This is a genomic window from Pedobacter sp. 05T44, assembly GCF_056395985.1.
Genome location: NZ_JBFTKO010000005.1, coordinates 19,406 through 38,916 on the forward strand (window position 1 = coordinate 19,406; position 19,511 = coordinate 38,916).

The following is a 19,511-nucleotide window of genomic DNA, read 5'->3' on the forward strand; positions in this document are numbered from 1 at the left end:
TTGCCTTTATGGATGTTTTCGGTGAAGCTTTAAAAGATCAATTTACAAAACCACCCGCTGAAACTTTATGGGTACATAACTCTTATGATGAGCCGGAAGAAATGCCGGTAGATGTTTACTTTAGAGGGGAAGAGGAAATGCCGGAACTGGAGCTTAAGGCTTTAGCATTGTGCAATGGAAAAGTACTTGATGTTGGTGCTGGCGTGGGTAGTCATGCGCTCATTTTGCAAAAACGCGGGTTAAATGTAACCGGAATGGACATTTCTGGTCCTGCGGTTACCATTATGAAACAACGAGGGTTAAAACAGGCCATCGAAGGAAACATCCTTACCTATAAAGAAGATACTTACGACACGCTCCTCTTTATGATGAATGGCATTGGCCTTACAGGATCAATTGCAGGGCTAAAGGCTTTTTTAAAGCACGTGAAGGGTCTCTTAAATCCTGGCGGGCAATTGGTATTTGATAGTTCCGACCTATCTTATCTCTATCAGGAAATACCCTTTCCTCTTAACGGGTATTATGGAGAGGTAAGTTTCAGGTACGAATATAAAAGCATTAAAGGCAATTGGTTTAAATGGGTTTATGTAGACCAAAAAACGCTTAAAGACATTGCTCAGCAATCTGGCTGGGATGCCGAAATAGTTTTTGAAGACGATCACGATCAATATTTAGCACGGTTAACATTAAGCAAATAAACACTATGCTTGAACTTATTAAACAACCCTGGCCATGGTATACATCAGGCCTGGCCATCAGTTTTATAATGGTAATTCTGATTTTTTTTGGAAAATCTTTTGGCTTTTCATCAAATCTGCGAACCATGTGCAGCATACTGGGAGCAGGCAAATGGGTAAGTTTTTTTAATTTTGACTGGAAAGCACAAAGATGGAACTTACTTTTTCTGATTGGCTCCGTAATTGGCGGTTTCATTTCTGCGAACTGGCTTCAATCAGATGTTCCTTTAAATTTATCGGAGACAACTATTCAGGACCTTCAAAAACTTAACATTCAGTTCGACGGAAACATTGTGCCTTCGCAATTATTTAACTGGGATTTTCTGGCAACAGGGAAAGGGCTGCTGATTTTTCTTGGAGGAGGTTTTTTAATTGGTTTTGGAACACGTTATGCAGGCGGTTGTACATCAGGCCACGCCATTAGCGGTTTGTCTAACCTGCAAATTCCTTCTCTTATTGCGGTTATTGGCTTCTTTATTGGTGGCCTGGTAATGACACATTTAATTTTCCCACTTCTATTTTAATCATTAACTCATGATCAAATCAGTTAAATATATTCTTGCCGGCACACTGTTTGGCATTATTATGAGTAAATCAGAAGCCATATCCTGGTATCGCATTCAGGAAATGTTCCGATTCCAATCATTCCATATGTTTGGCATTATGGGCACCGCCGTAATTACAGGTGTAATTGCGGTTTGGCTAATGAAAAAATTGAAATCCCGTGATGTTGAAGGAAACCCAATTTCATTTACAGATAAGGAAAAATCATGGCGCCGATATTTATTTGGCGGCACCATTTTTGGATTGGGATGGGCACTTACAGGCGCTTGTCCGGGGCCAGTTTTTGTGCTGCTCGGACAAGGCTACCTGGTTATGATAGTAGTAATAATTGGTTCGCTATTGGGCACATTTGTTTACGGATTATTAAGACACCGTTTACCCCATTAGCCTAAGCTTTTTCTTCCCAAATGGAGGCAATATTTACAATGGTTTGAACTGCTTTTTCCATGTCTTGTACCGATGCCCACTCTTGTTTACCATGAAAAGCATGCTCTCCGGCAAAAATATTAGGACAAGGTAAACCCATAAATGAAAGACGTGAACCATCAGTACCGCCTCTGATACTTTGCTGCTTAGGCATAATTCCTGCTCTTTTAATCGCTTCAATGCCGCATTCGATTACCTGAGGGTATTGATCCAATACTTGTTTCATATTACGGTACTGAGGAGTTATTTTTAACTCATAGGTAGAGTTTGGAAAATCTTCAATAATATTCTGAACTGTAGCATCCAATAATTCGCCATTAGCACTTAATTCTTCATCATTAAAAGCACGAAGAATAAAGCGGGCTTCGGCCTGCTCTACACTTCCTCCAAAAGTAACAGGATGGATAAACCCTTCTTTAAGCTCTGTCGACTCAGGAGAAAGACAATCTGCAGGCAATGCACTAATTACATCAGACAAGATCTTTATTGCGCTTTCCATTTTCCCTTTAGCAAAGCCTGGATGCGTACTCACACCGTTTATGGTTAATACAGCTCCATCAGCAGAAAATGTTTCATCTTCTATTGAGCCTAAAGTTTCGCCATCAATCGTATATGCAAAATCAGCACCAAGCTTTTTCAAATCTGCTTTATCTACCCCGCGGCCAATCTCTTCATCAGGTGTAAACAGGATCCTGATTTTTCCGTGTTTAATTTCAGGATGCGATATTAAAAAGGATGCTGCCTCCATGATCTCGGCAAGTCCGGCTTTGTTATCTGCTCCAAGAAGTGTTGTTCCGCTTGCGGTAATAATATCATTCCCTATCTGGTCTTTTAAATCTGGATGTTCTTCCATTTTCAAAATGATTGATTCATCATCAGGAAGTACCAGGTCCTGTCCTTGATAATTGGAATGAATAATGGGTTTCACATTTTTACCGCTGCAATCAGGAGAAGTATCCATGTGCGAACAGAAACAAATTACAGGAACCTCTTTTTCTGTAGTAGCAGGTATGGTCGCGTACACATAGCCAAAATCGTCAAGATGTGCGTCTGTAATTCCCATTTCCAAAAGTTCTTCAACAAGAACCTTTCCCAGATCCTTTTGTTTGGCTGTTGATGGCGTGGTTTCAGATAATGGGTCTGATTGTGTATCAATTTGGACGTACTTTGTGAACCTACCTTGAAGTGTTTTGTTATTATTTTGATATTTTAGCATATTCATATAGAAAAAACAAAGTTATATATAAGATTACTAAATAGGTTCGAAACTTAAAGAAGAAACTTTGAAAGCAATATTTACCTCAATCCTGGCTCTTTTACTTTGTTTAACCGCTACAGCGCAATCTAACTTTTACAAACTTAGCCTGGGCGGCGGCGGCGGGCTTACCCAATCGTTTACAGACTATGAAAAGTATAAGTTTGGAAAGTCTATTTACGGTGTTGGCGAATTCTTTTTTACCCCTTTCATTAGTCTCGGCGGAGAAGGACAGATAGGTCGGATTAAAGGTGAAAGCAGAGATCCTGCCTTTGAGACGCCACAATTTGTTAACGCTTACAAATCATTAACAATTAATGCAAAACTCTACCTGGGTGCTTTAATTGATTATAAAAGAAATGGTTTTTCTAACACTATAAAAGGGTTATATATGGGCGCTGGTTTAGGAGGCATATTAAATAACATAAGCGGTGCCGAAACCCCGAAAACAAAAGACATCATCATTCCTCTTAATATTGGATACACTTATTACTTTCCTAATAAAGCCGGTTATTATAGATATGGGATCAATGCAAACTATCAAAGCACCATTAGCCTTGATGGAGGTTTAGATGGAAGAGAAGAAACTTCCCATACAGACATCTACACTTATTTTTCTATCGGCATCAGGTATCAATTTGGACCAATGGGACTTTCCACAAAAACACTGTATTAACCCGGCATTTTCCCAACGCTAATGAAGCCCTATCTCATCATCTTACTTTTATTAATAGCAATGGATACATCAGCACAATTAACGCCATACGAATTAAGCGACAAAAAAGAAACAGCAACTTATTATGAAGCCATTAAGCACTATGAACAGTTAGATAAGACATACGAACAGGCTAAGTTATTTACCTATGGGAACACTGACTTTGGCAAACCCCTGCACCTTTTGGTTTTATCAAAAGACAAAATATTTGATCCTATTGCCATAAGAAAAAGCAACAAGCGTATTTTACTAATAAACAATGGCATACACCCCGGAGAGCCCGAAGGTATAGATGCCAGCATGATGCTGGCCAGAGATTTATTAAAAGGGGACTTATTGCCTAAAGACGTTGTAATCTGCATCATTCCTGTTTACAATATAGATGGTAGCTTTAACCGAACAGGTACATCCAGGGCAAACCAGAATGGCCCTGTGGCTTATGGCTTTAGGGGAAATAGTAAAAATTACGATCTGAACAGAGATTTCATAAAAACAGATTCTAAGAACTCCCATTCCTTTCAGGAAATCTTTAATATCTGGCAACCAGAAATATTCGTAGATACGCACACGAGTAATGGTGCAGACTACCAATATGTAATGACACTTATTCCAACCCACAAAGACAAGTTAAATCCTATCTTATCTGGATACATGACTAAAACCATGTTACCATCTCTATATGAAGGAATGAAAAAAGCTGGTTATGAGATGATCCCATATGTAAATTCTGTTGAAGAGACACCAGATGCGGGAATCACAGGTTTTTTAGAATCGGCAAGGTATTCTACCGGATACACAACACTGCACAATACAATCGGCTTTATGCCTGAAACCCATATGCTGAAAGATTATGATAAAAGGGTTGATGCAACATATCGCCTTTTGCAGATCTATATCGACATAGTAGTTCGCGATGCAAAAGTAATTGGAGAGAATAAGCGAAAAGCTGATGAAGAGATTGCAAAACAAACAACCTTTCCTATAGAATGGAAGCTTAATGAAAATCTGGCAGAAGATCTGGAGTTTATGGGGTATACGGCAAAGAAAAAACCAAGCGAGGTAAGCGGGCTAGATCGCCTGTATTACGACAGAAATGAGCCTTATACCACAACCATCAAGTACTGGAATACTTATCAGCCAGCTGTTACCATTACAAAACCGGTAGCATACATTATCCCAAAGGCCTGGGATAAAATAATTGACCTGTTAAAGCTTAACAACGTAAAAGTACAGCAGCTGCAGAAAGATACTCAAATCGATATTGAATCGTATTACATCACGGACTACAAAACAGTAAACAGTCCGTTTGAAGGGCACTACCTGCATTCTAACGTAAAGGTGAATCCTGTAAAACAGACTTTGCAGTTTTACGATGGCGACTATGTGGTTTATACAAACCAGTCCGTTAACAGATATATCATTGAAACACTCGAACCACAAGCAATGGATTCCTTCTTCAACTGGAATTTCTTTGATGCAATACTAGGAATGAAAGAGCATTTTAGCGCTTACGTTTTTGAGGATACTGCTGCAGAACTTTTAAAGAAAAATCCTGAGCTAAAGAAAAAACTTGAGGCTCAAAAGGCTAAAGACAGCAGTTTAAGTAAAAATGCTGCGGCACAGCTTGACTTTGTCTATAAAAATTCTGATTATTACGAAAAAACCCACTCCCGATACCCCATTGCCCGTCTGGTAAACGACACTAAATTAATCCTTAAATAAAAATGGAATACCTTCAGCATACACCAGTAGCCTCAATAATTTTTGTTTTTACTATTATAACAAGTATATACGCATTTAATGACCCCGGGTTATTCGGTAAGTTTATGTTACACCCATATAGTGTGTCGCGCAAGCATAAGGTTTACACCCTTGTAACAAGCGGATTGATTCATGCCGATTGGATGCACTTGATTTTTAATATGATGACCTTCTTTTTCTTCGCTTTTCAACTCGAGGCAATGATCGGTTCATGGCAATTTGGTGTAGTCTATTTTATGGGTCTAATTTTAAGTGACATACCCTCTGTTATAAAGCATAAAAACGACATGTGGTACAATAGTTTGGGCGCATCAGGAGCAATAAGCGCTGTACTGTTTAGCTACATTCTATTTCAGCCGTTTTCTTCTATGATCATATTTCCCCTGCCTATTCCAATATGGGCTATCATATTTGGCCCCTTGTACCTTTTATACTGCGTTTATGCGTCCAGACAATCCAGAGACAACATAAACCATGATGCGCATTTTTTTGGTGCACTTGCAGGTTTAATTGTTACTGTGCTAATTGTTCCGGGAGCAATCCCTCACTTCTTAGGTCAGATACTTGCCAAAATAGGTTAAGTAGTGGCCGGTAAGCTAGGCGGATTAAAATAGCTGATGGGATTTGTCGGGTCTTTAATGATTTCGAAAAGTGTATGATCCCATGGCTTCCAGAAATCCTGTAATACCTGTGCGTAGGTTTTATGTTGCCAATGATCAAAAAGAGCTTTATTCAACGTTCCTCTTAGAGGCATCGCATCAATATAAATAGACCCCTCAACCGGCAATATTGCATATTCCGGTAATCGGTTAAACAAATAAGCCGAATAAAAAAACCTGGCACAAAGCTCTTCAAATTGCTGCGGCGATAATGCTGCGTTTCCAATCTGATCCAGCAATTCCTGATGGTATTTTTTATTCGTTCCATTATCCTGCAGGCAGGCAATAATACCAAAGTCCTTCAATTTCAAGGAAAAAGTCATCGTATTGATTTCATCCCTAAAACTAAAGGTGGTATCATGCTGTTCTAATGGAACTACAACAATAGACCAGGGTGTAAAATCTTCAAACACCACATCAGTATAAATTCCCTGAATCATGGTATGCAGATTTCCAAATTTATGCATCAGTCCCTGCGACATATTTACGCCATCCGCACTTAATTGTTGCTGGCGAACGGCCGCATGCATTTCTACATAAATAAGGCTATACATGAACTTACCGATCCACCTGAACAGTTCAACCTCTTCAAGCTTAGAGACGGCTTCGTATCCCTTTAAAAAAGCATTATGGATCTTTTCTTCCAGGGGCTCAATAAAATGAGTTAATACTTCCGTATTGCACGGAACTTTTAAACTATTGTATGAACGAACACTCTCATCAAGTAGCTTAATCTGCTCATCTCCGCTAAAGTTGGCCACTTTTAAAAGCCACTCAGGCAAAATACCAATCTCAGTTATAGGCGTAGAAAATGTATCTCCACTAAGAAAACAGTTTTTATACTTAAAATCGAAGTTTTTGAACGGTTGATATATTGTGCTATTCATACAAGGCGCAATATTAGGCATATTATTTTTACATTAGCAGCAGCTCCTATTTTTTTAACTTTGATATTACTTAAAGCTTTTTTAGCTCATGCAGGTAAACGCCAAACCATATCAACTGGAATTAAAACATCCATTTTCTATTGCTAAATTCTCAAGAACAAGCACTCCGGTTATGCTGATAAAGCTTACGTACGAAGGAATTGATGGATATGGCGAAGCATCAATGGTTCCTTATATGGGCGAAAGTTTAGAAAGTGCAATTGCCTTTTTAAACAAGGTCGATTGGAAAAGGTTCACCTATCCTTTTGATTTCAGGGAAATAATGGAATATCTTGATGACATTGAAAGTGGTCACCCTGCGATAAAAGCAGCTATAGATATTGCCTTGAATGACATAAATGGTAAGATTTTAAACAAACCATGTTATGAGGTCTACGGTTCGGATCCGCTAAAAATGCCGCTAACCTCTTATACCATTGGCATAGATACACCAAACGTTTTAAGAGAAAAAGTTGCAGATGCCAAAGATTTTAAAGTGCTAAAAATAAAACTAGGCAGAGACAACGACAAAGAACTTATCAATACCATAAGAAGCGTAAGTGACTTGCCTCTATATATCGATGCTAATCAGGGCTGGAACGACAAAGCCGAAGCGATAGATATGATTTATTGGCTGCACGACAAGGGGGCTTTGCTGATAGAACAGCCAATGGATAAAACCAACATGGATGGGAATGCCTGGCTAACGGGTAGAAGTCCTATCCCAATTCTAGCCGACGAAGCCGTACAGCGCTTACCCGACCTGGATGCACTAAAAGGTGCTTATCATGGCATAAACATAAAACTGATGAAAAGTGCCGGCATGTATGAGGCTCATCAAATGATTCTGAAGGCGCGTTCTTTTGGAATGAAAATTCTGATTGGCTGCATGAGCGAAACATCCTGCGCCACGCAGGCAGGAATTGCCCTTGCTCCTTTATGCGACTGGGCGGATCTGGATGGCCCCTGGCTAACCAAAAACAACCCTTTTAAAGCTCCGGAAATGGAGGTTGGAAAATATTTATTAAAATACCTCCCAGGTCTCGGCCTGGAAGGTATTCCTGAAGATCTTTTTATTACTTCTTAAGGTTACTTCTCATCTCTTTTATGAGCTGAAGCTTTTGGTATAGAAAAAACCCAGCAGTAACTACAAAAAGAGCTACGAATAGATATTTCTCATTTTTAAAAGCCCAAAATATCCCATAACCCGACAGGATAACTCCCAGGTTATAAAAAACGTTTAAAGCGATTTTCTTACCCATATCCTAGTAAACAGGCATATCAGGATCAAACGCCTCTTGCCATGCCAGAATGCCTCCCTTAAGGTTATACAAATTGGTTAGACCAAGTTGTTGCTCTAACTGCATTACAGCCGCAGCACTTCTTTTGCCACTTCTGCATTGCATAATTACTGGTTTATCAGTAGCAACTTTATCTGCTTCAATTAAAATACCTCCCAAAGGGATATTCAATCCGTTAAGGTTTGATGTTTCATACTCAAATGGCTCCCTAACATCGATCAATTGAAAATCTTCGTTATTATCAATCTTTGCTTTAAGCTCCTCAACCGTTATTTCCTTAATCATATTATTTCGATTTTTTCAAACTTAGATAAAGTTACGCAAGTATCCATAATTGTGGCAGGAAACATTACAAAAAAGTGAATAACTGTAACAACTAAGTATGTCGGGCGTTTAATAGTAAGTCTTTGCTAACTTTGGCTTTAACATCATGAATTCAATATTTCGTTTCTTTTGGTTTTGTTCAGGAGTACATATTGCTACCCTGGAAAAGCATCCTACGGAGCACAATAAATATGTGGGCATCGGAGCCACCATTTTCTTTACCGGATTGTTTGCCGCACTTTCTGGTGGTTATGCCATGTATTTTGTTTTTAAAGGAGATTCAACAGCACTCCCTTTTGCCTTTCTTTTTGGCTTAATCTGGGGGCTCGCTATTTTTAATATGGATCGCTATATAGTCTCCAGCATTAATAAAAGTGCTTCCACTGGCAAACAGCTATTACAGGCCACCCCACGTATTTTATTAGCCATCATGATCGGGATTGTCATATCCCGTCCACTGGAATTAAAAATATTCGACAAAGAGATCAAGGAACGTTTAAAGGTCACTTATCTAAACAATCAGCGTTCTAAAATCGATACGTTAAACATTGCCTTTGGCAATAAGTATAAAATTGAACTCGCTAAACTCAAAGAAACCAAGGCTCAGCGCGACTCTATGGAGAGTGCGATAAAGACAGACAGACAAAAGCTAAACTTCGAAATTTTTGGAAACAAAACAACCGAAACTTCCGGAATTATGGGCTATGGCCCATACGCCAAAAGAAAAGAAGCAGAATTGAAGCAGCGCGAACAAGACTTGGACACCCTATCGGCAGGAGTTAGAAAACTCGAAGATTTTGTAGATAACCGAAAGCAGTTTGATGGCCTGATGAGTGAGAAACTATATACCAGCAAACAACTGGATAGCTTAACCAGTATTGCAGGCTTTGCCGACAGGAACTCTGCCTTAGGTCAGTTAAGTATCAGCCCCAACGGTAAAAAAGATGTAAATACTTCACTCGCGATAACGTTTATTGGCTTGTTATTTATTTTCTTTGAATGCTTACCTGTTTTTGTTAAATTGATGAGCAGCAGAGGACCATATGACAGATCTGTAGAAAATATAGAAACTGTCCAGATGTACGAATCTGATAAAGACAAAGACTATGAGATAACTGTTATCGATGGCGTTCATGACACACGTGTTTCAACAGAGATAAACAGAAGAAAAAACGCATTGAATTCTAACTAACATATATGAGAAAAGCTCTTTACTTCTTTTTTGTGCTTCTAATTGCACAACAGGCAAATGCACAGGACATCAATAAAATAATTACAAAAGATTATGTCGACAGACTGATCAAAACCCTTAGCAGTGATGACATGCAAGGCAGGGGTACATTTACACCAGGCATAGACAAAGCTGCAACTTTTATAGAATCTGAGTTCAAAAGTATTGGGCTAAAACCGCTTGAAGGAGAAAATGGTTATCGCCAATCCTTCTTCAAATATCAATTGAAACCTGAGGCCACCTCTGTTACAATTGATGGCGCAAACATTGATCCGGCAAACATCCTGGTATTTGGGAATACCTCAGAAAACCTAACTTTTGACAACACCAACAGCGATGGATGGATAAAACTTGATCCCTCTAAGCCTTTTATGGATCAGTTCAGACCAATTAGCAGAAGCGGCAAGAAACAGTTGATATTGGTTGATGCAAAATTTGCAGATGCCTTTAACAGAATCAAAGGATACTTTGACAAAGGAAGCATATTGGACGAAAAAGATTTAAATGCCAAGTCAACTGCTCTTGTTTTTGTCCTTGATAAGGACACTGTAGCAAGCGATTTTAAAGTAGACTTGAAAAACTCTTTTGCAAAAATGCCTTTATTCAATGTTGCAGGGATGATTCCCGGAAAATCAAAAGCCAAAGAATTGGTCATCTTTTCAGGACATTATGATCACCTTGGTATAATTAAAGCTGATGGACAAGACAGCATTGCAAACGGTGCAGATGATGATGCATCAGGCACAACAGCAATGATTGCTTTAGCCAAGTATTACAAGAAGTTAAACAATAATGAGCGCACCCTAATATTTGTAGCCTTTACAGCAGAAGAAATTGGAGGTTTTGGTGCCAGGCATTTCTCGGAAAAATTAAATCCGGACGATGTTGTAGCCATGTTTAATATAGAAATGATTGGTAAAGACAGTAAATTTGGTAAAAACACAGCCTTTATAACAGGCTATGATAAATCAGATTTTGGCCAGATCTTACAGAAAAACTTGAAAGGAACAGAATTTACTTTTCACCCTGATCCTTACCCACAACAAAATCTATTCTATAGAAGCGACAATGCTACATTAGCTGCTCTTGGCGTTCCGGCACATACGATAAGCACAGATCAAATAGATACCGATAAGTTTTATCACACCGTAAAAGACGAATACAGTACCCTTGATTCAGACAATATATTGTCGACCATTAAAGGTATTGCCAAAAGCGCAATAAGCATTATAAAAGGTATTGATACGCCAACAAGAATTCCTAAACTGGAAAATAACTAGGTCTATATGATGGGTTTCTCCATGACGTAATCGTCCATAACGAAACCGTTTCCGATATCCAGGACAACGGTTTCTTTTATTATAAAACCTGCTCTTTCATAAAAGTCTTTGGCCTTATTGTTCTTATTAACATTTAACTGAAGTGATTTACCGCCCGCCCTTTTTACCAGGTTAAAAACTTCGTTTATCAATAGCTTACCTACACCCCTTCCGTGCGTTTGGGGCAAAACATATAACTTATGTAGTTTATAAGCATGGCTTTCAGGCTCTATAACCGAAAACCCTGCAAAACCCAGGTCTTCATTATCTTCCTCAGCTATCAAAAATGTATGCCCCTTCTCCAATTGCGAAAGCAATTCTCCCCGGTTATACATTTTCTCTAACATATAATCAATCTGTTCGGTTGAAAGATATTCGGCATACGTAATTCGCCATGTCCTATCTGCCAGATCCTGAATAGTGGCAATATCCTCTTCTTTTGCTTTCCTTAAAATTATCATAAAAGCTTCTTTATCTAATTACAATACCTCACTAATAAACAGATATGGTACGTTGAATATGAACTCCACAAATCCATCATTTATTACCTCAAAAGTATTATTTTCTGTTTGCTTTAAATTACTTGTTTCAAAATAAGAGACAACTTCAATATTAAAAATGCTGTCTTTGGGTTTCCATACTTTAAATCCCGATTTAATAGCGTATGATTTTTCAGTTTCAGTAAATACCACAATGTTTATCGCATCAATATAACTTCCCAGTTCCCTTAAGTCGCTTTTTGAATCAATAACATTTACTGCAGGGTATTTTTCAGCAATCAAATAATCTAAAACAGCATCTAATTCCTCAGATTTAGCATGAATTACTTTTGTATTTTCCTGAAAATCCTGGTCATTTGAATTGACCACAATATCCACCTTTAATCCAAGACTGATGGCCTTTTCATAAACCGCAGCGCTAACGATTAAAGTTGGGCTCCATTCCAGCAGCTGACCTAAATATTCTTCATTAAAGTCCCCTAAATAGTGGATATATAGTGCCGGCTCTTGTTTTTCCCGAATGATATGATGTGATGACATACAGCAAATATATCCTAATATTCTTTTTTATTTTAGTATCAGATCAAAGACATGCTTTTCATCCAGAAAATGCATCGCCCAAACCATTCATCAAAAGAAGGAGCAGTTAAAAACCCATGCTCTCCTTTTGCGTAAATATGCAATTCTCCAGATACCTTGTTTTCTTTAAGCGCTCTGTAAAACTCAACACTATTGGCTACAGGTACAACCTGATCAGCATCCGAATGAATTAAAATCGTTGGCGGCGTTTCTTCTGTTACCTGCAACTCATTGGAGTAAAGTTTTATCTTTTCTTCTGTTGGAGAGGGGCCAAGAAGATTATCTCTGGATCCAATATGACCAATCTTGTCGGTAAAAGAGATCACCGGATTTATAAGCAGCATAAAATTTGGCCTAACGCTAATTCCTTCTCGATTTTCAATAACTGGTTTATTAAAATGTGTTCCCGCAGTTGCGGCAAGATGGCCTCCGGCAGAAAACCCCAGAATACCTATCTTTTTGGGGTCAATGTTCCATTCTTTAGCCCTCTGTCTCACTATCTTAATTGCCTGTTGGGCATCCTGCAGAGGCCCGATAGACTTGTCCAACATTATCTTATCGTTCGGCAGCCTATACTTTAATACAAAAGCCGTTACCCCCATTTTCGCAAATGCTCTGGCTGCATCGCTGCCTTCTCTTTTTGTAAGTAGCACATGATATCCTCCGCCAGGACAAATGATAACAGAAGTTCCATTTGCCAAACCCTTTGGGGGCAAATAAACAGAAAGAGTAGGAACAGACACGTTAGAAGTAAGACTATCTACGTCTGGATTACCGATCCTCTGCTCTTGATTTGATATAGGCTTGGCATTTGGTATTTTACCTGAATATAATGGGATCACCTGTTGCGCATTACAATACGGAACCAAAAACATCAGCGATAAAAATACAATATACTTTGCCATGAGGTATTTATTCGAAATTGATCCAATCTATACTTATCAAATCTCTATTTGGTGGGGTATTCTTTAAAAACACAAAATAAAGATCATGTTTACCCCCCGGGTTTTTTATAGACGTGCTTAATTCAGTGTACTTTTCCCACTTACCTGTTGAGGTAAAATTAGCCGTACTAATTATTTCTCCTTTTGGAGAATCGATATGCACCTCTATAGTTCCACTATGATTTGCCGAAGCATAATAATAGGTAAGTTTATTAATGTTCCTAAGGTCAATATTTTTAAACACGATATAAGACTTGTTATGGATGCTACCAACATACCTGTCATTTTTATCTACGTTATTAAAAACATCTGCATCTTCTGCCTGTACTTTTGCCGGACGCAACACAATCGTCTCTTTTTTTGTTAAAGGAGTTATCGCCCCGCCCTTGTCAGTATACGACGCAGAGAAAATGTACCTACCCTGATCCTTATTAGCTAAATGCTGTTTTAAAGCAACGGCTCCTTGTTGTGGCAACGCAGCATTAGTTTTTTTGGCATTTAAGCTTAAAATATATTTAACAATCTCAGTTGCATCATCATTAGAAATCTGAGGGTGTGCACTCATTGCATGTTCTCCCCAAACACCGCCACCTCCAACAATGATCTTCTTAGCCAAACGACTTACTGCATCTTTGTTACCGGTATAACGTTGTGCAACCTGCATAAACGAAGGACCCACTGATTTACCATTTATCTGATGGCAAGCTTTACAGTCGCTTTTAGCAACTAAAGATTTACCAAAATTATATGTAGGTGTAATCTCCTGATGACCTACCAGCGCCTGATTGCTTTCTACCTTTGCAATAAAATCAAGGTTCACCTTTACCTTTTTTGCATCTATCACCTTATCTTCATTATCCTTTACATCAACTTTATAATTAAAATTAGTTGCCTTAGGGAAAAAGAAAGAACTATTACTTGTTGTATTTATGGCTACCTGAGGCATCGTATTACCTACCTTAATCACAACCGTATCCAACCCGCTTTTACCCGCTGCATCAGTTACTTTTAAAATAGCGTTGTATATGCCGTTTTTTTGAAATGTATAGTTAACATTTTGTTCTGTTGATGCGATCTTGTTTCCTTCAAAGCTCCACTCGTACGACAGTTTATCATCATCGTCATTATCATAGCTCTTCGAGGTAAAAGCAACTTTGTATGGAGCAATTCCAATAGTATCTTTGGTTTCAATTTTAGCAAACGGAGCACGGTTTCCACCATTGTAATCAATACGAACCAAACGCGCATCAACATTATCTATCCCGTATACAGATCCATATTCCAACATATAAAATGATCCTTCTGGCCCAACCTCTATATCAATAGGGCGTCTAAAATCGCCATTAGTTTCCATAAAAGGCTCCATGCGTACATAGTTTTGATTCTCATCCAGACGCACTGCAAACACCCAGTTTCTCATCCAATCGTACATAAAAAGTGCTTTATCATAATACTCAGGGAACTTAGTATCGGATTTAAGCGCTGCATTATAATGATATACAGGTCCGCCCATAGCACATCTTCCGCCTTGTCCCAAAGCAGGGAATTCTTCTGATCTGTTATAAGGATACCACACCATCGCTTTTTGAGCCGGTGGCAATATTTGAGCGCCGGTACTATATGGGGAATTGTTTGCAGGACCGTTTACATCAAAGAAATCTCCTACTTTTTTGGTCGCAAAATCATACTCTTTATAAGCCTTATTATCACCAACAAAATATGGCCAGCCATAATTTCCAGCTTTTTTTGCCTGATTAAATTCATCGTATCCACGTGGCCCCTGTAAACCATCAGTACCAGAATCCGGTCCAACTTCTCCCCAATACACGATAGAAGTTTCAGGATCTACAGACATTCTATAAGGGTTACGACAACCCATTACATAAATTTCCGGACGTGTTTTTGGTGTTCCTTTAGCAAATAAATTCCCTTCAGGAATGGTATAACTTCCATCTGCCTCAGGATGAATCCGCAGGATCTTGCCGCGCAAGTCGTTTGTATTTCCTGCCGATCTTTCTGCATCAAATGTTAAACGATTATCTCTTCTATCAATAGGAGCAAAACCATCAGATTCAAAAGGCACAGTATTATCCCCGGTTGAAATATATAGATTCTTGTACTTATCCCAGGCTAAAGAACCACCTGTATGAGCACTTACTTCAAGATCAATTGGGACCTCTATAATCACCTGCTCAGATTTAAGATCAAGCTCATTTTCCTTACTAATTTTAAAGCGAGAAATATGCTGTTTGTATTTATCACCTGCAGAGGCAGTATAAAAGAAATACAAATAGTTATTTGTTGCAAAGTCCGGATCAATAGTCATCCCCAACAAACCATTTAGGTATTTATCAACAGCCTTCACAGGAAAGTTGTAAACCAATGTAGTTTTACCATCGGCAGGATTGTATACGTAAAAATTACCGGCGCGCTCAATAAAAAACACCCTACCATCCGGAGCTACAGATAATTCCATAGGCTCATTTAAATCATTAGATAAAACGGTTTTAGTAAAACGATTATCCTCTGGCTTTTTAACTGCGTATGCTTTTGAATAATCCAATGCAACGTTGGTACCAATGGCATACTTAATACCCCCAAGGAGGTGAGTTAAAAATAATGGTTCGCTAAAGCTTTCGTCGGTATGTCCGCCGCCTGTATAAAAAGCGCGGCCGCCATCGAATTCATGGTACCAGGCAATAGGATGGTTCTCTCCGTTTTCTCCGCCTTCGTAGCTATCTTCATCTAATTTAGCCAGCACCTTTATATCGTCTTGTATGCTTTTATAGTTATACCATTCGTCTGTGCGGTCCCATCTTTTTGGCAGGCTCTTAGTCGATATATGGGTCGTGTCAATCACATCAATAGTTGCCTTACGCACATTAGGATTACCCGGATGGCTTTTAAAATAAGCTCCAACAAGCTTATTATACCAAGGCCAATCGTATTCTGTATCTGCCGCAGCATGAACTCCGGCGTAACCACCACCAGATTGAATATACCTTTCAAAAGCTACCTGCTCATCGGCATTTAATACATTCATAGTGGTGCTTAAAAAGATTACAGCACTGTAGTTTTTTAAACTATCCTGAACAAAATAAGCTGAATTCTTAGTTGTATCTACAATAAAATTATTCTCTTTACCAAGCTTTTGTAGAGCAGCAATACCAGCCGGAATAGAAGCATGATAAAAGCCCTTGGTTTTTGAAAACACCAGGATACGGGCAGGTTTTGCTGGTTTAGCAACACTAGACGCCGGAGTAGCAGGCGTTTTAGGCACTACCGTTTTGCAGGCATAAAATACAACAGAAGTGCAAACTGTTGAGAATACAGCAAGGTAAATTTTAAAGTATTTAGTTTTAAGCATAAAAATATTGGGTTAATGTGGCTCCCGGCCAAAAAAAAAGTAAAGTAAGATCACAAAACAATTTGCCCTTGAATATTGACAGGCATTTAGGGCTTAACTACTCACAATCACTTGGTTTAGGTTTGGATTAAAGTTCATTTTGAAGTAAACTTAGCAATTATAATGAAAAAGACCTTAATAAAGCGAACATATGGAAACAAACATACTGTCAGCTAAACAATTAGATAAAATATTCATCAGAATTTAACATACTAATTCTGATATATTTATTACATTCGGAAACATTTAAATATAATCCTATGCTGAAAAAATCTATACTAGCAGGCATGGCATTTTTAATGCTCTCTTGTGGTAATCAAAAAAAAGAAGAAAGTGATTCAGGGACTGGCAGTGTTATCGACAAAGTCAGCAATCTGAATAAGGTGGCTCAATCCGCAGATAAGATGGAGGAGATGACCGCTGAACTAAAAAAACTAACACCCCTAACCAATGAGCAGCTGAAAGCTGCAGTACCAGAAACACTCGACGGGTTGAAAAGAAAAAGCTTTAGTGCTGGCGGTTATGCTGTAAGTGGCTTGAGCACTATTGAAGCTGAATATGGCGACGACAGTAAATATGTAAAAGTTGGCATCATTGATGGCGCAGGAGAATCTGGAAGCGCTATTATTTCTTTAATGGCCATGACACTAAGTATGGACAGAGAATCAGAATCTAATGGAACTGTGTCTAAAACAGTAGACGTTAATGGCATTCGTTCTATAACAGAGGAAACCAAATCTGAAAGCTCAGTTAGCTCATCTATCAAATTCCTTTACAAAGACAGGTATTCTGTAAGCTTGGATGGAACAGGATACAGTCTTCAGGAATTAGAATCATTTTTGAAAAGCGTAAAACTTGACGAATTAAAGTAATTCGACTGATAAAAGATGTTATGAATTTAAAACCTTTAGATCTTCATCTAAAGGTTTTTTTATGATCCTTACTTCTCTCACGCTTTATAAACATAGAACTTCTTATCCCTTATCGGTTGCCCCTTAATCTCTAAATATTCTCCCTTTTTATCCCTGGTATACTTTACTACGAATGGCTCGTCACTTGCTTTGCATGCTTCAAAAGCCAGTTTCAGTCGATCAATGTGCGTATCAGCGCCAACTTTCCATTTTTTATCTAAATACCAAAAATAAGCTGAAAAATTTCTTGTATTCCCTAGCATTTTTCCATCTAACCTAATATGAGTTGGATTTAATTCTTTGTAAGGAAGAACCGCTTGAATATAAAACTCACTAAAATTCTTGTATTCAGGAATAACGTTTACTGGGCTCATAATTAATTTTTGCGCAATTTACATCATTTCTATTCTGGTGACAATTTTTTGGGCTAATAATCTTACGCTTTTTATCTAATTTAAGGCTTGTAATAAAAACTAAAAACCTGACATCTTTAATATATTAATCCTCAACCAAATTACCGCAATGAAAAAATTGAGCGCCCTTCTTATCATCCTTGCATTCCCTTATTTACTAATAGCACAACAGGTATCGTGTAACTGTCTGGACAATTTAAATGAAACCATTGTTAAAACTGAAATCAACTATGCTGGCTTCCCCACTAAAGTGGATGCAAAGACAAAGTCTGATTATGATAATCTAATAACCAGTCTACGTGCAAAGGCAGGAAATGAAAGCAATGCAAAAAAATGTTTCTACCTCATAAAAGACTATATAAGATTTTTTAAGGACAAACATTTCTCATTATCCTACCTGAATAAAAATGATTACGACAATGAGAAAGAAGACATTGATGAATCTTACTTCAAAATCCTGAAACCTGACAATAGCGTTGAAGGTATATGGACCAATCCAGACAGCTCAATCACCCTGGGAATAAAGAAATTTCCAGATAACGAATACAAGGCCATTATCCTTAAAGCAAAGGATGAAAAGCTTCCAAAAGGTTTGGTTTATTTTAAACTAAAACCCCACAAAAAGGGTTATCTGTTACAACAATACAATGTGTTGAACAGTATAGATTTTTATGCTCAGCAAAGAGGCGGCTTACTGCAATTATGGAATTTTTCACTTTTTGGAAGGATTTCACCAAGAGAAATGACCGCTAGTGAAAAAAGGGAGTTAAACACATGGAAGAATAATAACAATGGATTAGATTTTAATCAGTTAGATGAAGAAACCAGTTATATCAAAATTCCAACCTTCTTTAACAACGACAGTAAGATCGAGAAATTGGTTGCAACAAACGACAAAGCTATTAGAAATAGTAAGTACCTGATCATCGATCTCCGTGGAAATGGAGGAGGCAATTCCGGCTGGAGCTTTCTATTGCCTTATGTAATAACCAATCCCATTAAACAGGACGCCCCCTTACTTCGCATATCAAAAGACAATGTCCAGATTAAAAGATCGGAGCTTGAATCTCTTGTAAAAAATCCTTTGCCCGAGGATGCAAAGAAATATTATCCCGATGAATATATAAGCACACTCAAAAAAATCTACGAGGAGCTCCCGACCGCTAAAAGTACCTTTTATGAAGTTCCTGGATTAACTATTCCAATTGATTCTGTTCTCGGCAATCCCTCCCGGGTAGCGCTAATAACTGATGAACTTTGCGGGAGTTCTACAGAATACTTTTTTCAATYGATGAAACAAAGCAAAAAAACCACAAGATACGGTTCAAATAGTGTAGGAATGATGGATTATGAAGGCCCAACTTCAACAACTCCACTTCCATGTAGAGAGCTAATTCTAATGATGCCCGTTTCAAAATCGAGCTGGACCGATAAAAATCCAATTGATGAGGCGGGCTTTAGTCCTGATGTTAAACTCAAAATACCAGGAAAGCAGTGGGTTGAATACATCGTTAAGGATCTAAAAAAGAAAGGATAGTGA

20 protein-coding genes are annotated in these 19,511 nt (G+C 38.3%); 11 read left to right on the forward strand and 9 right to left on the reverse strand.

All coding sequences use genetic code 11. The features are described from left to right. The first annotated feature begins 8 nt into the window (after nt 1-8). From AC1DDK_RS10075 to AC1DDK_RS10085, 3 genes are read left to right on the forward strand one after another with little or no spacing between them, the layout of a single operon-like run. Nucleotides 9-698, forward strand: a complete 690-nt coding sequence (locus AC1DDK_RS10075; protein WP_288881481.1) for a class I SAM-dependent methyltransferase — start codon at nt 9-11, stop codon at nt 696-698. A 5-nt stretch (nt 699-703) separates the two neighbouring features. Then, complete coding sequence (locus AC1DDK_RS10080) at nt 704-1,261, forward strand: YeeE/YedE family protein (protein WP_288881478.1); 558 nt, start codon at nt 704-706, stop codon at nt 1,259-1,261. A gap of 10 nt (nt 1,262-1,271) precedes the next feature. Next, nucleotides 1,272-1,688 carry a DUF6691 family protein gene (locus AC1DDK_RS10085; RefSeq protein WP_172659243.1) on the forward strand — a complete coding sequence of 139 codons (417 nt, stop codon included), beginning with the start codon at nt 1,272-1,274 and terminating at the stop codon, nt 1,686-1,688. A 1-nt stretch (nt 1,689) separates the two neighbouring features. Here AC1DDK_RS10085 and pepT read toward each other — a convergent pair whose 3' ends face one another. Beyond that, a complete protein-coding gene (gene pepT / locus AC1DDK_RS10090) occupies nt 1,690-2,943 on the reverse strand; it encodes a peptidase T (protein ID WP_288881517.1) in 1,254 nt (417 codons plus the stop codon). A 67-nt stretch (nt 2,944-3,010) separates the two neighbouring features. Between pepT and AC1DDK_RS10095 the strand changes: the two genes are divergently transcribed. The 3 genes from AC1DDK_RS10095 to AC1DDK_RS10105 are packed head-to-tail and all read left to right on the forward strand — an operon-like array spanning nt 3,011 to nt 6,039. Then, complete coding sequence (locus AC1DDK_RS10095; RefSeq protein WP_172659244.1) at nt 3,011-3,658, forward strand: hypothetical protein; 648 nt, start codon at nt 3,011-3,013, stop codon at nt 3,656-3,658. A gap of 60 nt (nt 3,659-3,718) precedes the next feature. Beyond that, nucleotides 3,719-5,419: a M14 family metallopeptidase gene (locus AC1DDK_RS10100; protein WP_337717122.1), complete on the forward strand. Its 1,701-nt coding sequence runs from the start codon at nt 3,719-3,721 to the stop codon at nt 5,417-5,419. 2 nt (nt 5,420-5,421) lie between these two features. Further along, nucleotides 5,422-6,039, forward strand: coding sequence for a rhomboid family intramembrane serine protease (locus tag AC1DDK_RS10105; protein WP_172659246.1), 618 nt, complete (start codon nt 5,422-5,424; stop codon nt 6,037-6,039). Here AC1DDK_RS10105 and AC1DDK_RS10110 read toward each other — a convergent pair. Continuing rightward, on the reverse strand, nt 6,036-7,004 hold the full coding sequence (locus AC1DDK_RS10110; RefSeq protein WP_337717120.1) for a hypothetical protein: 969 nt from the start codon (nt 7,002-7,004) through the stop codon (nt 6,036-6,038). The two genes, AC1DDK_RS10105 and AC1DDK_RS10110, sit on opposite strands and share 4 nt — an antisense overlap. A gap of 88 nt (nt 7,005-7,092) precedes the next feature. Here AC1DDK_RS10110 and AC1DDK_RS10115 point away from each other — a divergent pair, with 88 nt between their 5' ends. Continuing rightward, complete coding sequence (locus AC1DDK_RS10115; RefSeq protein WP_337717118.1) at nt 7,093-8,130, forward strand: dipeptide epimerase; 1,038 nt, start codon at nt 7,093-7,095, stop codon at nt 8,128-8,130. Here the strand turns inward: AC1DDK_RS10115 and AC1DDK_RS10120 are convergent. Together AC1DDK_RS10120 and AC1DDK_RS10125 are read right to left on the reverse strand one after the other, a co-directional pair. After that, entirely contained in the window at nt 8,120-8,305 is a 186-nt protein-coding gene (locus AC1DDK_RS10120) for a DUF6358 family protein (RefSeq protein WP_048907957.1), read from the reverse strand. The genes AC1DDK_RS10115 and AC1DDK_RS10120 overlap by 11 nt on opposite strands. 3 nt (nt 8,306-8,308) lie before the next feature. After that, a complete protein-coding gene (locus tag AC1DDK_RS10125) occupies nt 8,309-8,626 on the reverse strand; it encodes a rhodanese-like domain-containing protein (RefSeq protein WP_048908338.1) in 318 nt (105 codons plus the stop codon). Nucleotides 8,627-8,774: 148 nt separating this feature from the next. Between AC1DDK_RS10125 and AC1DDK_RS10130 the strand changes: the two genes are divergently transcribed. Together AC1DDK_RS10130 and AC1DDK_RS10135 are read left to right on the forward strand one after the other, a co-directional pair. After that, nucleotides 8,775-9,860, forward strand: coding sequence for a DUF4407 domain-containing protein (locus AC1DDK_RS10130; protein WP_172659249.1), 1,086 nt, complete (start codon nt 8,775-8,777; stop codon nt 9,858-9,860). Between the two features lie 5 nt (nt 9,861-9,865). Further along, nucleotides 9,866-11,179, forward strand: a complete 1,314-nt coding sequence (locus tag AC1DDK_RS10135) for a M20/M25/M40 family metallo-hydrolase (protein ID WP_172659250.1) — start codon at nt 9,866-9,868, stop codon at nt 11,177-11,179. 2 nt (nt 11,180-11,181) lie between these two features. Here the strand turns inward: AC1DDK_RS10135 and AC1DDK_RS10140 are convergent, their stop codons facing one another. The 4 genes from AC1DDK_RS10140 to AC1DDK_RS10155 are packed head-to-tail and all read right to left on the reverse strand — an operon-like array spanning nt 11,182 to nt 16,608. Further along, complete coding sequence (locus AC1DDK_RS10140; RefSeq protein WP_172659251.1) at nt 11,182-11,679, reverse strand: GNAT family N-acetyltransferase; 498 nt, start codon at nt 11,677-11,679, stop codon at nt 11,182-11,184. An 18-nt stretch (nt 11,680-11,697) separates the two neighbouring features. Further along, nucleotides 11,698-12,258, reverse strand: a complete 561-nt coding sequence (locus AC1DDK_RS10145) for a thiamine pyrophosphokinase (RefSeq protein WP_288881456.1) — start codon at nt 12,256-12,258, stop codon at nt 11,698-11,700. A 38-nt stretch (nt 12,259-12,296) separates the two neighbouring features. Further along, entirely contained in the window at nt 12,297-13,202 is a 906-nt protein-coding gene (locus AC1DDK_RS10150; protein WP_172659253.1) for an alpha/beta hydrolase, read from the reverse strand. A 7-nt stretch (nt 13,203-13,209) separates the two neighbouring features. Then, entirely contained in the window at nt 13,210-16,608 is a 3,399-nt protein-coding gene (locus AC1DDK_RS10155; RefSeq protein WP_337717116.1) for a ThuA domain-containing protein, read from the reverse strand. A gap of 299 nt (nt 16,609-16,907) precedes the next feature. Here AC1DDK_RS10155 and AC1DDK_RS10160 point away from each other — a divergent pair, with 299 nt between their 5' ends. After that, on the forward strand, nt 16,908-17,519 hold the full coding sequence (locus AC1DDK_RS10160; RefSeq protein ID WP_172659255.1) for a hypothetical protein: 612 nt from the start codon (nt 16,908-16,910) through the stop codon (nt 17,517-17,519). Nucleotides 17,520-17,596: 77 nt separating this feature from the next. Here AC1DDK_RS10160 and AC1DDK_RS10165 read toward each other — a convergent pair whose 3' ends face one another. Further along, a complete protein-coding gene (locus AC1DDK_RS10165; protein WP_172659256.1) occupies nt 17,597-17,932 on the reverse strand; it encodes a hypothetical protein in 336 nt (111 codons plus the stop codon). A 148-nt stretch (nt 17,933-18,080) separates the two neighbouring features. On the opposite strand from AC1DDK_RS10165, the gene AC1DDK_RS10170 reads away from it, so the two are divergent. After that, nucleotides 18,081-19,508: a S41 family peptidase gene (locus tag AC1DDK_RS10170; protein WP_477633875.1), complete on the forward strand. Its 1,428-nt coding sequence runs from the start codon at nt 18,081-18,083 to the stop codon at nt 19,506-19,508. The last annotated feature ends 3 nt before the right edge of the window (nt 19,509-19,511 follow it).